Below are 13,261 nucleotides of genomic sequence, written 5' to 3'. Positions count from 1 at the left end.
ATTGGTCATTGGTCATTGGTCATTGGTCATTGGTCATTGGTCATTGGTCATTGGGAAGATGAGAAGAAAAATTAATTCTTACTACTTTCTCCTGAACTTCTGAACTTCTGAACTCCTTCTTTTTACTACTTTTTGTATGCAGGTAACTTGGCCAGACGGACTGCTTGTAAGACAGCCTCATCTAAATTTTCTACGACTATCAGCATTTGGGTTTCGGATTTGAGTGTAGCTAAATATTGTCTGGCATTCTCGAAATCAGAACCCGCAAGACGTACAACTAATCTGGGTAAGTTTCTGGGCTTAATTTTACTGCCATTAGACAGAAGGGGTTGGAGTTCTTTTGGGTCTAATTGTATAAAATTAGCAATAATTTCTGCCATTTGGGACACCTGGGGAATAGTACCCAGAAAGTTAATGAGAATCACTTTAATGCTGTTGTCAGCAGCTAAGATTTTCAGACCTGTTTCTAAGCGATCGCAAAAAGTAGTTAGTGAGGTATCAGTGAGGAAAGAATGTCTTAAGTTTAAAGAAACACCAGGTTTACCACCAGCATTAGCAACTGCATCTAAGGTTGTCAACACAGAACCAGTACCATTGCCTAATATACCGATTTTCCCGTGTATTTCTAACCCATCCCCATCACCAACGATGCCGTTAATCTTGCTATCTCGATGATGGGAGACCATTTTTGCTGCCATTTGAACTATTTCTGGATGACGTTTAATTGCCCTTTCGTTGACTCTGACTTTGCCATTGAGAGCCATCACTTGCCCAGAAGCGCTGACTGCTAGAGGATTTATCTCTATTAAATCCAGGTCTTGCTGCACAAATAACTGGTACATTTTTTCCACAATATCGCTTATGGATTGCATCAGCGCACCCTGTAAGCCCATTTTCAAGCCTAGTCGTCTGGCATAAAATGGTGAAAATTCCTGTTCTACAACCACATATTGCATTTTGTCCCCTGGGGATTCCCAATCAATATCCGGTTCTTTGCAACCTAAAAGCACTGGACGACACAGGGCTGTATCTAAAACAACAGCAAGATACAATTCTTCTTTGGCATCATATTTGGATTCTGCCAGTAAGACTTCGGGCAGTTCTCCCCAAATTGGTAGATTAAAGATATTTTGAGCAGCTGCGATCGCATCAATGGTGGTTTCCACAATTCTCACTCCACCAGCTTTGGCTCTTTCATCTGCGTGTACTTGCGATTTTAGTACAATAGGATAGCGAATTTTTAAGCGTTTTAAATCTGTAGGATGGTCAATTCTCTGGGATGGTAATACAGGAATGCCCATCTTTCCAAACCATTCTTTAACTTGGTATTCCAATAAATCCATTGACACACACCTTGTATTAATAATTCCAAAGCAGGTTTGCAGTGCTGTGTTATAGGTTTTACAGCACCTTGATTGCATAAGCAAGCTTTGGTTGGCTAAAAAAATTTATTTGGCACGAATTAATTTTATCGAATTCAGCAAGAGTGGTACATTCATTTCTAGAAGCCTAACCGCCGCTATTTGGTTGATGAGAGCTAATCCACCCCCTTGGTAAACTTGCCAATCTCTAAAATTACTGAAATATTATTGTATATTTTTCCTTAGATAATTTATACTCGCATTTGGATTGGCTTATTGATCATCTCGCCGTATAAAAATGTAGAATCGCTATTCTGCTGTTTCTGGTTACAAATTTAACTTTGTCTGCAAAATTTGTATCGGTTAGTAAAACTGTGTAAGTAGGTAGGCAGAATAAAATCAAACTGTGTAAATAAAAGTAAACAGGGCTAAAACCCTTTTTCTCCCTGCTCCCTGCCCCCTGCCTTATCCCAACGACAATTTTTAATGCCAACCTACTTATCCTATCTGTAACCAACGCAAGTACTTTATTTCATACGCTCAAAGATAATAAAAACTATAAAACTATATAGAAAATTGGCAATAACACCCTATGAAAGTAGCATTCCAAAAAGAAGATTTACAGCTTCTAGCCAGTATTTTGCAAGAACAATTACTGCTGGAAATTACATCTGGCGAAGTCTTACAAGTCAAATGTGCTGTCCAAAATGACGAACTGATGATTTTAACTCAACATCCTTCAAATGTAGCAGTTGATACTGAAAAAGTATTTGCGGTACTTGAAGAAGCACTCCACTGGCAATCTCAATATAATTCGCAAAAGGTGCAATTTTATGTCAGAGTTTCAGGAGAAAAGCTCCCTTACGCCAAACATTCCATAATAGTGAAGGCAAAGGATAAACAGGAATATCAGAAAACTTTTAGCCAAGAAGAAATGGATAGTAGTAGCTATCTCATTTTTCCACCACTTAATCTTTCTGACTCTGCATCTAGTGTACAGGAAGACTATACGACAGAAACATTACTTGGCTCATCGACTATAGATGATGATAGCTCAGAAGCGGACAACTACATATTAGATAAATCATTCAGTTCAGATACATCACTCAATTCAGATACATCATTCAGTTCAGATACATCACTCAGTTCAGATACATCATTCAATTCAGATACATCATTCAGTTCAGATACATCATTCAATTCAGATGCATCATTCAATTCAGATACATCATTCAGTTCAGATGCATCATTCAATTCAGATACATCATTCAGTTCAGATACATCATTTCTGGATGATAGTGAAAATGAGCCATTAGAAGAAGAAAAGTTTGATCCCTTTGCAGATGGACAAAATTTATCTAAGAAGAGAAAACTATCTCTTCCACCTTTACCCATACTTTTAGGTGCGGTATTGGGAGTGACAGTAATTTTTGGTGGTAGTGCTTTCTTTTTGACTCGTTCTTGCGTGATTGGCCCGTGTCAAGAATTACAAACTGCCGAGAAATTTAAAAGTGAGTCTGAGCAATTGATGCGTCGCGCTAAATCTGAACAGGAGTTATTAGCAGTGCAACAGCAATTAGATGCAGTAATTTCTGATCTAAAAATAATTCCTCAATGGTCACCTCGTCACCAGCAAGCGCAGGATCTGAGTGTAAGTCTTTCTGAGCAGTCTACAAAAATTAACCTGGTGGTAAAAGCTTTACAGGCAGGATCTGTAGCAGAGCAAAAAACTAAAACTCCAGCCAATAGCCTAGAAGAACTACGCACCAGACAAAGTTTATGGCGGCAAGCGATCGCACCACTAGAGTCTATCAAACCAGGGAATCAACTCTATGGGCTGGTAAAGGCAAAGTTGCCAAATTATCAACGCAATTTACAAACATTAAATCAGCAGTTACTCCAAGAAGAAACATGGCTGAAAAAAATAGACATAGCCAAAACCATAGCTGATTCAGCCATCCAGCGCGAAACAAAGGCTAAATCTGGTAATGACTGGCAAAGGGTAGAATCGGCTTGGCAAGGGGCTATTAATGCCTTGAAAACTATCCCTTCGACTAGTACCGGATATCAGGAAGCACAAAACCTGCTAACGGATTATCAACCGAAATTTATCTTGGCACGCGATCGCGCTAAAAAAGAAATGCGTGCAGCCACACTCTACCAACAAGCTGTCAACCTGGCTAATCAAGCCAAAGTCTTTGAGCAAAAAAGTCAATGGCAAGCAGCAGTTGCATCTTGGCAACAAGCAGGGCAGACAGCTCGACAAATTAGCCAAGATAGCTTCAACTACAATCAAGCACAATCCCTAATTCAAGCCTATTCAACTGCTCTAGCAGAGGCACAACAAAAACAGCAACTCTATGGTAATTTAGCCCAAACTCGTGCTGATCTGAGCAACACCTGTGTCAATGGGATGCGGTTCTGCACTTTTACCATAGATAACCAAGGTATTAGCGTCCGCTTAACCCCAGAATATGACCAAACACTACAAAGTGATAATCCTGATTTACAAAGTCACTTCCAAAGCTTGCGAGAAGCTTTAGGAATAATTAGTGACAACGCTAACCTGCGTCTAGTTCTCTATAATTCCCAAGGACAAGAAAGATACATGAAGCAGCCACAACAATAGAGGAGACAAGGCTTCTAGCTCCGGCTCAGAAGCTTTTTTTCTTTTATTAGACTAACGCAAAGAAGCTACATCTGGTTTAAGAATTTACTAGTAAATGCGTAGCTAGTTTACTGTTCTAAGACCGAACGATCAAACAAGTTACCATCATTATTTTATGTCTGCTAAGTTAATTTATAGCCGCTTTTAATTTGGGTGGATGGACATTTAACGATTCTAAAATTCCTCGCATAGCTGGTAAGGAATTTTGGGATATGATTTATCTCGAATATGAGCTAATTGAGAATCATGTAAGAAATATGCTACAGAAAATTGATAAAGCTTTTGCAGAGTTAGCAACAAATTAAATTCTATAGAGAGAATAAAGAGAGTTGTTCAGCTACTGCTTTTCCTTTTGGTTGATTTCCTTGCATTAAATTAAAAATATAATCACCAAGTTCTTTAGCAAGTAAAACTGGTACTGCATTACCAATTTGTTTGTATTTAGAACTTATCGAACCAGAAAAAATCCAATCATCAGGGAAAGTTTGGATTTTGGCAGACTCGCGCACAGTTAAAGGACGCAATTCGACAGGGTGACACATATCTGTAGCTTTTTGCTGGGGACTAGTTGTGATAGTTGGTGAAGGTTTATCCCAAGATAATCTTCTGTAAAACCCAACTTTTCCACCACCCGAATTATAAGCACCTCCCATAGCTTCTTTTTGCAATTCTTCCGGTAAATATCTCCAATTTTGTCCTGCTTCTAATAATCTTAAAAACTTCAAACGTTTTTCGGAGTAAGCAATAAATTCTGGTTCTACATCAACAAAATCTGTTAAGGCATCTTTTAAAGTTCTCCACTTCGGTAAAATTTTACCATCTTTGCTATATTTAGCTAGAGGAAATGTAGCAGCTTCACCATCTCTAGAACCAATAAAAACTACACGCAATCTATTTTGGGGAACACCATAATCTGCTGCTTCTAAAAGGTTGTAAACTACGTTGTAGCCTAATTCCTTCATTTCCGCTAAAACCACCTTTAACGCAGCACCATTCATTTCATCAGTTTCTAAAGGTGGATAATCTTTTCCTCTTTGATTAATTGGCCTATGACGAAGAGAAGCAGAAAGTAAGCCTCGGACATTTTCCATTAAGAAAAATCGGGGTTGGACTTCTTTAACAATGCGGATAAAGTCCATAAATAAACTACCGCGAGGGTCCATAACCGAACCACGTTTTCCTGCGGTGCTAAATGGCTGACAAGGAGGACCACCAGTTACCAAATCTACCTCACCAACGCGTAAAGCATGACCTAAATTTAAAACTCTTCCTCCTTCTTCAAGTAATTCTTGCGAAGAAACTTTTTCTAGTTCTCTGGGAATAGCACTTTCTTGGAGATCAGGTCTATTGAGAGCAATTGTTTTTACTGCATCACGGTCTTTTTCTACTACACTTACTGTATGAAATCCTGCTTGTTCTAAACCTAAATCTAAGCCAAAAGCACCGGTAAAAAGGGAAATGCAAATAGGTTGATTATTTATCATATTTATTTTTCTAATTTATGAATATACTTAACACAGTATATAATATAATTTGACTCTGTTAATAAAATTGTAGGTTGGGTAGAACGAAGTGAAACCCAAGCAAATCACGTAATTGAATAAGGATTTAACAAATGGTAAAATATCCATAAAAAATCCAGTTAATCATATATATTACCATAACTATGCCTAACCTATACATTATCGGCGGTGCAAACGGTTCTGGCAAAACTACCGTCGCCTTACAAATTCTTCCATATTTTTTAGATGTGTTTGAATATGTTAATGCTGATAAAATCGCAGAAGGTATTTCTCCTCTCAATTCTGAAGCTGTAGCTATTGAAGCAGGAAGATTAATGTTGAAAAGATTAGAAACTATTGTTCATGACAAAGCTGATTTTGCTTTTGAAACAACTTTAGCTGCTCGTAATTTTGCGCGTTTTATTAAAGAATGTAAAGCTCAAGATTATATAATCAACTTAATATACTTTTGGTTAGAAACTCCAGAATTAGCAATAGCTAGGGTAAGTAGACGAGTAGCAACTGGAGGTCATAATATTCCAGAAGATGTTATTCGTAGACGCTATGAACGTGGACGCAGAAACCTAACGGACTTTTATTTACCTTTATGTGATACTTGGATAATATATAATAATTCTGGGAATGAACCTCAATTAGTGGCTGAATCTGGTATTGATAAGGAAGTGATAATTTATGAACATGGAATCTGGAATCAAATTACAGCAAGATAATAAATCTCAATCTCCCGTTACAGAGTTACATCAAAAAATAGATGCTGGTGTGAAATTTGCTATTGCTCAAGCCATAGAAAGACATCGCAGATTAGGAGAATCAATTAGTATTTTGCGAGATGGTAAAGTCGTGACTTTAACAGCAGATGAAATACCACCGCGTGATGTTAAGCTGAAGCTGTAAGTATCTGTAAATAGGGAAATAGATCAATATAGCTACAATTAAACTGATAGGAGCATTACAGTAATGAACAATATAAAATCAAGAAAAGAAGATGCCACTAAATGGCTTGCAGAAATAAAAAAACAAGCTTATGTTAAAGAGTGCTTTCATAAAGACAGTAATTGTTCATCAAAGATAATATTTGCTCACTCGATCCAAAATAATAGAATTCTCAAAAAGATTTCACAAAATGGCGAAGTCTTATATTGGTCAACGACAGAAGATAACGATAATAATGATATCAAGTTCTTGCTATCTAGAACAGGAAGAAAAAAAGCAACTACTTTTACAGGATTTTGCAATTTTCATGATACTAAACTTTTTACTCCAATCGAGTTGCACAACTACCATGATGGTAACGAAAAACAACAATTTATTTTTGCATATAGAGCATTAGCAAAAGAGTATCATGCTAAAAGAATGGCAGTGAATTTGGTAAATTCAGCAATTAGTCAGTTACCTCAACATAGGAAGGCTATATTAGGAAACTTTCAGAAAAATCAAAAAATAACACTATACCAACTAGAACAGGATAAACAACTGTTTAATAGTGCTTTAGCTCAAGGTAAATTCAACATAGCTTACACTTGGATTATGAAATTTCATCATGAATATCATATTGCTGTTTCCTCGGCTTTTACTGTTGAAAAGGATTTGAACGGAAAAGACATTAATAATTTTTCTGATTTAGATACGGACATGAAATATTTGTATCTAACAATATTTCCACAAAATGGAAAAACATATATTTTGTTAAGTTGCTTGCGTAAGTATAAAAAATATCTATCACCTTTAATAAATCAAATTAAAGAAAAAAGTATCAACGAAAGAAAAATAATTTTGTCCAATATATTAGCAACCCACGTTGAAAACCTAGCAATATCTCCAAGTAAATGGGAGCAAATATCTGAGGATAAACGTTCTGTATTTCAACAATTATTTCAGGATACAATCATTGCAGAAAATGACAGTATGACCCAAATTAAAAATATCAACTTATTTGTATAAAATATTATTACCAATTCTTTATAAATACCTACTTCTTTGATTCTTATTCTGTAAAATAAGCTCGTAGTAAGCACTTCAGTTAAATTACCCACTACGAACCAAAAATAAATCCTATTCTTTCCCTACTGCCAAACGTAGATAAGCAGAAACAGAATAATCCAGATAACGTCAACAAAGTGCCAAAACAATGAAGTTGAATTAACTCCAAAGTGACCAGTATCGTAATTACCAGGAATGAAAGAACGAATCAAAATAATGGACTGCAACAAAATTCCAGTGAAAACGTGCAAACCGTGAAAACCGGTTAATAGGTAAAACATCCCGCCAAAAGTACCGGAAGTAAACCCAAATTCCAGTTCACTCCATTCCACAGCTTGTCCATATAAAAAGTAGCTACCCATGACCATTGTAGCCAACAAAAACAGGCGAAATCCTTGTAAATTGTCACGTTGTAGGCATCTTTCAGCAAAATAAATTACAAAGCTACTAGAAACCAGAATAATTGTGTTGATTGTTGGTGCTGTAATTTCTAGTCCTGAAACACCAGCAGGTAGCCAGTTGACAGTTGTGGTTTTGTAGACAATATAGCCAGCGAAGAAACTTAAGAAAATGACACTTTCTGATAAGAGAAAGACAATAAAACCAAACATTTTATTGCCTTCTTCATCGTGTTCATGTTCATGGCTGGCATGATGCAATTCTTCAGGGTGAATAGAACTATCCATTGGGTAATTTCTCCTTTTTAGTTTTAAACGCAAAGGAACGCGGAGGGAAACGCAGAGGGTACGCAGAGGTTTTCTGCGTCCTTCTTTTTCTCTGCATTATTCTGCGTTTTGTAATGTTGTTTGGCGTTCCAGGTTGGCTGTTAATGGATCTGATTTTCCGTAGCCGTAAGGTGCGCTAATAATGATGGGAATTTCTTCAAAGTTTTCTACAGGAGGAGGAGAAGAAATCATCCACTCTAAACCAATTGCTCTCCAAGGATTATTAGGTGCTTTTTCACCCTGTGTCCAAGAAACCAACATATTGAAAATGAAGGGTAGGGTAGACATTCCTAATAGAAAGCCACCAAGACTAGCGATAATATTCCAAAATTGATACTCTGGGGCGTAGGAAGCAACTCGGCGTAACATCCCTTGCAAACCTAATGGGTGCATGGGTAAAAAGTTGAGGTTAGTACCGATGAATGCTAACCAAAAGTGAATTTGTCCCCAACCTTCATTAAACATCCGCCCTGTCATTTTGGGGAACCAATGATAGATAGCTGCATACAAACCCATTGTCACTGTTCCGTAAAGAACATAATGGAAGTGACCAACTACAAAATAGGTGTTGTTAACGTGAACGTCTATTGGTACAGAAGAAAGCATAATTCCTGTAATACCAGCGAACACAAACATTACTAAAGCACCCAAAGCAAACATCATTGGTGTAGTTAATCGAATTTTTCCACCCCAAATTGTTGCTACCCAAGCAAATACTTTAATCCCTGTAGGGATGGAGACAAACATTGTTGTCATCATGAAAATCAACCGCATCCAGCCCGGTGTACCGCTGACATACATATGGTGTACCCAGACGATCGCACTAACTACGGCAATTAACATGGAAGAAACTGCAACTACCTTATAACCAAATAAAGGTTTGCGGGAGTAAACGGGGAATATTTCTGAGAAAATCCCGAAGATAGGCAGGATGATTACATAAACCGCAGGGTGGGAATAAAACCAGAAATAATGCTGGAACATCACCGGGTTTCCGCCTTTGCTGGGGTCAAAAAAGGCAGTTCCAACAGTTAAATCCAACAGCAGCATGACTGCACCCGCAGTTAATGCAGGAAGTCCAAATAATTGGATGATTTGGGCGCTAAATACTGCCCATACAAATAAGGGCATTCTAAAAAAGCCCATTCCTGGCGCACGCATTTTCACAATGGTGGTGACAAAGTTGACTGCGCCCATGATGGAGGAAACGCCAGAAATAGCTACTGCTAATAACCACAGAACTTGTCCGTTGATTAAGTGACCTGTGGGGTTTTGTAAACTAACAGGGGGATAAGCCCACCAACCAGATTGGGCAGGGCCACCGGGAACGAAGAAGCTGGACATGAGGAGGATTCCGACTACTGGAACCATCCAAAAAGCAACGGCATTTAATCGCGGAAATGCCATATCTCGCGCCCCAATCATGATGGGTACGAGGTAGTTAGCTAAACCAACAAGAGAGGGAAATGTCCACAGGAACAGCATGACTGTACCGTGCATGGTGAACATTCCGTTATAAACGGTACGATCTATTAAATCAGATTCGGGAGTGATCAGTTCTCCCCGCAATATCATGGCGAAGATACCGCCAATCAAGAAGAAGATAAAGGAGGTAACTAGGTATTGAATACCTATTACTTTGTGGTCTGTGCTGAAGGTAAAATATGTTTTCCAGTTGTTGGGCGTTTCGTGGTGATGTGTTTCACCAGCAATGTGAATGGGGATGTTTGTCATGCGATTTTAGATTTGGGATTAAATATCTGAATCAGGATGCCCAGAATTATAAGGATTAACAAAATTTAAAAAATAGACAGAAAATACATTTCTGAATCAGGATGCCCAGGATTAAAGGATTAACAAGATTTAAAAAATACACAGAAAATAAATAAAATCCTGTACATCCTTAAATCCTCTAAATCCTGTTCGTGAAACGTGGCGTATGCCATTTCTGACAATTAATTCTGTACATCCTTAAATTCTCTAAATCCTAATTCAGTCAAAGTTGACTACTGGAGGTGCCGCAGGTTTGACACGTTCCCAACCGGTTTTTATGCTTTGGTTGCTGCTTTGGGCGTATTCGCTGGCTGCTTGATTTTTGGCGGGTGTGGGGATGTGGTTTGCAGCTTTTTCTAACCACTCGTGATACTCTTCAGGAGTTTCGACAATCACGTTGGCTTGCATGGTTGCAAAGTATGTGCCGCTGTATTGGGAATCGGTGAGATGATATTGACCGGGGCGAATGGGTGTGAATTCAAAGTCGATGGTTTTACCGGGAATGATGTCTTGTTTGAGGCGAAAAGCAGGAATGTAGAAGCCGTGGAGTACGTCTTCTGATTGTAGAGCTAAACGAATTCTGCGATCGCTCGGTAAATGCAATTCTGTACTAGTAATATCTTTCTCAGGATAATGAAACACCCACGCCCATTGTTTAGCTAGTACGTCAATTTTTTCTACAGATTCACCCGCAATTTCAATTGGTGCTGCTTTTTCTTCTGCATAGGCAGTTTGCATTTCCATTGGGTTATGCAGGTGTACCAGTTGGGTTGGCCCTTGAATGGCCATTTCTTCGTAAACTTGGTAACTGTAACTGCCAATCCACAATACCAACATGATCGGTATTGCTGTCCACACTACTTCTAGAATGACGTTACCTTCAATGTGTGGGCCATCATTTAAATCGTAACTTTTGGCGCGGTGGAAGGTGACAGAATACAAAACTGTACTAATAACAGCCAAAAAAATGAAAGCACCTAATGTCACTAAAAAGCTAAATAAATCATCAACAAGATGAGATTCAGCCGCAGCTTGGGGGGGAAGCCAAAAATAAGCCTGTTTACCAATGAAGATACTGGTAATCGTAACAATTAACCCCCCTGTCATTAAGGTCAAAAGATTTAAAATCAGCCGGATGTTCATAACTTGTCATTGGTGATTGGTAATTGGTGATTGGTGATTGGTAATTGGTAATTGGTGATTGGGTATTCTTTCCAGTCCCCAGTCCCCAATCCCTAATTCCCAGTCCCCAATACCTGATTGATGTCTTGTCCCATTCTCAATAAGTTATCAGCAGTGTTATGTACACCAAATTCACCTGCTAATTGCGCTCCTAATGTGCCGTGTAAATACATAACAAACATGATGGAAATTCCTGCTAATAAATAACTCCAGCGCACTTGTATATCTGAATCTTTGCAGGAAATATAACGTTGCCATCCTCTCCAAAATGTCATGGCAATCATCAATGCTAATAAGAAAACTCCGCCGACACCATGCCACATCATGGTTTCCATTGCTTGCAAACCCCAAGTACTTTTTAAGTTTGTTGGTGGAGTTGCTAACAACATTTCATAAAAACCAGCCGCAACTGTGAAAAATGTAATCACAGCAGCACCTACCATGTTGTACCAACCAACTTCAAATAATTGGGCGCGTTCAACAGCTAAACCCAAATATTTAAACAGCCAGTTTTCTATGGGGAAAAGTACACCAGCGATATCAAAGATGATGGCAATGATGAATAATCCTAAAGTTAGATGCACTAAGTTAGGATGAATAGGAATTGTGTAAGGTAATCCATTTGCTCCCATTTGGGCGCTGACTTGATCAATTAATTCTGAGTTCATGGTAAAATTCCATCCTTTACGGCTTCCACAACTGGTACTGTATGCAGTCCATAAACCCACACCAATTCATCACCGAGATACACTTGAAAGCCAACAAGTATGGTTAAAAGTAACCCAACTGCTAAATAATGAATTGGTAATCTTTGCGGGTCACGAGTGCGGAGTACATAACGCCAAGCTGTAATTGCAGCGAGAATTCCTGACAGTGACCAACCGATTAAGGTGTGGTAATTTAATACTGATTTGACTAGGTTGTAAGGTTTGGCTAAACCTGCTTCAAATTGACCAAAGATAATCGCAATGAAAATAGATACTGTAGCTACAAATAAATTCCACCAACCTATTTCAAAGAAACGGGTTTTTCCAGTTAGAAAGCCAGTTAAATCACAGAAAAATGCAAACAAGATCATCGCAATTACAAAGTGAACCACAATGGGATGCAGTGGATCTGGATAAGGTAAATTATGATCGTTTAGCGACGTTAAAGACTCGAACATGAAATTCTCCTGGATTTATTTACTACTCCTCTACCACATTTAAATAATTGATATTTATCAATTATTGTCACTATCAAAAATCACACTTTAGTCAATAAAAAAAATCTCTACTTCCAATACCCAATGTATAGTGAATGATTTTGGGTCAAATCCTATGCTCATAACAACAGTCGGCAACAGCAATTCCCGATGTAGCTTAACTAAATCGCTGTTGGAGTTTTGATTTACTAGACCTATTTTTTAGGTTACGTAAATTTTTATAAATTGTCAAAAAACTAAAAGCTGAACTTTTAGAATTAAGAGAGAGCAAGAAAGGAAATAATGCTAATCTGGCTACCTTTGCTTTCTTTAATTATTATGAAATAAAAGGCATATATTTTGATGTCTAGTGTTGTACATATAAGAATTATTACTTTGTGCTGAAAACAACAGAAATTTAAATTATTGCTGGTACAGATACAAATTGTCTATTTGCTTATTTTTATCTAGTTAAGAATTATTGTAAATTGTTCGCTGTAGATTGGGTTAGCGAAACGCATTCCTTGTTTATATATTTCTAAATATAGCGAATACAGTAAATGTCTGAATCAGGATTTACAGGATTAAAAGATTAGCAGGATTAATCATACATAGTCTTGTCTTGATATTCTTGATCCTGTAAATCCCCAAATTCTGTTCGTGTAGCTTGGTGTATGACTCCTACATCGTCACGCAAGCTAAAGCCATAAATCCTGATATAGCTTGCGCCACGCTATCAGACATTTGAGCTTTTGTAAGGATTCAGGATACAGAATATTTGGCAGGGAACAGAAGAGAAATATATTCTTCTTCTTTCTTCTTTCTTTCTCCTGACTCCTGAATTCTTACGAGCTTTTTAAAAAGCT

The 13,261-nt window shown here is 37.8% G+C and carries 11 protein-coding genes; 4 read left to right on the top strand and 7 right to left on the bottom strand.

Going from position 1 to position 13,261, the window contains the following annotated elements; all coding sequences use genetic code 11:
- Nucleotides 1–125: 125 nt before the first annotated feature.
- Nucleotides 126–1,343, bottom strand: coding sequence for a succinate--CoA ligase subunit beta (locus VB713_RS06320; RefSeq protein WP_323310724.1), 1,218 nt, complete (start codon nt 1,341–1,343; stop codon nt 126–128).
- A 610-nt stretch (nt 1,344–1,953) separates the two neighbouring features.
- Here VB713_RS06320 and VB713_RS06315 point away from each other — a divergent pair.
- Entirely contained in the window at nt 1,954–3,990 is a 2,037-nt protein-coding gene (locus VB713_RS06315; RefSeq protein WP_323310723.1) for a hypothetical protein, read from the top strand.
- Nucleotides 3,991–4,337: 347 nt separating this feature from the next.
- On the opposite strand, the gene VB713_RS06310 is transcribed toward VB713_RS06315, so the two are convergent.
- Complete coding sequence (locus VB713_RS06310; protein ID WP_323310722.1) at nt 4,338–5,513, bottom strand: DNA cytosine methyltransferase; 1,176 nt, start codon at nt 5,511–5,513, stop codon at nt 4,338–4,340.
- Between the two features lie 182 nt (nt 5,514–5,695).
- Here VB713_RS06310 and VB713_RS06305 point away from each other — a divergent pair, with 182 nt between their 5' ends.
- From VB713_RS06305 to VB713_RS06295, 3 genes are all read left to right on the top strand, one after another.
- A complete protein-coding gene (locus VB713_RS06305) occupies nt 5,696–6,262 on the top strand; it encodes a zeta toxin family protein (RefSeq protein ID WP_323310721.1) in 567 nt (188 codons plus the stop codon).
- Nucleotides 6,231–6,446 carry a hypothetical protein gene (locus VB713_RS06300; protein ID WP_323310729.1) on the top strand — a complete coding sequence of 72 codons (216 nt, stop codon included), beginning with the start codon at nt 6,231–6,233 and terminating at the stop codon, nt 6,444–6,446. The genes VB713_RS06305 and VB713_RS06300 overlap by 32 nt, the downstream gene beginning before the upstream one ends.
- A gap of 63 nt (nt 6,447–6,509) precedes the next feature.
- Nucleotides 6,510–7,493 (top strand): hypothetical protein, encoded by a 984-nt coding sequence (locus VB713_RS06295; RefSeq protein ID WP_323310720.1) that lies wholly within the window; start codon nt 6,510–6,512, stop codon nt 7,491–7,493.
- Between the two features lie 122 nt (nt 7,494–7,615).
- Here the strand turns inward: VB713_RS06295 and VB713_RS06290 are convergent, their stop codons facing one another.
- From VB713_RS06290 to VB713_RS06270, 5 genes are all read right to left on the bottom strand, one after another.
- Entirely contained in the window at nt 7,616–8,218 is a 603-nt protein-coding gene (locus VB713_RS06290; protein WP_323310719.1) for a heme-copper oxidase subunit III, read from the bottom strand.
- Nucleotides 8,219–8,314: 96 nt separating this feature from the next.
- The gene (ctaD, locus tag VB713_RS06285) at nt 8,315–9,991 is read right to left on the bottom strand and encodes a cytochrome c oxidase subunit I (RefSeq protein ID WP_323310718.1); all 1,677 of its coding nucleotides are present in this window, start codon (nt 9,989–9,991) and stop codon (nt 8,315–8,317) included.
- Nucleotides 9,992–10,249: 258 nt separating this feature from the next.
- The gene (locus tag VB713_RS06280; protein WP_323310717.1) at nt 10,250–11,173 is read right to left on the bottom strand and encodes a cytochrome c oxidase subunit II; all 924 of its coding nucleotides are present in this window, start codon (nt 11,171–11,173) and stop codon (nt 10,250–10,252) included.
- Between the two features lie 92 nt (nt 11,174–11,265).
- Nucleotides 11,266–11,880, bottom strand: a complete 615-nt coding sequence (locus VB713_RS06275) for a DUF2231 domain-containing protein (RefSeq protein WP_323310716.1) — start codon at nt 11,878–11,880, stop codon at nt 11,266–11,268.
- The gene (locus VB713_RS06270) at nt 11,877–12,377 is read right to left on the bottom strand and encodes a DUF2231 domain-containing protein (protein WP_323310715.1); all 501 of its coding nucleotides are present in this window, start codon (nt 12,375–12,377) and stop codon (nt 11,877–11,879) included. The genes VB713_RS06275 and VB713_RS06270 overlap by 4 nt, the downstream gene beginning before the upstream one ends.
- Nucleotides 12,378–13,261 lie beyond the last annotated feature (884 nt).

The organism is Anabaena cylindrica UHCC 0172 (assembly GCF_034931625.1).
Lineage (GTDB): Bacteria > Cyanobacteriota > Cyanobacteriia > Cyanobacteriales > Nostocaceae > Anabaena > Anabaena cylindrica_A.
Note: the sequence above shows the minus strand (reverse complement) of the source record. Positions and strands in the feature narration are given on the sequence as shown.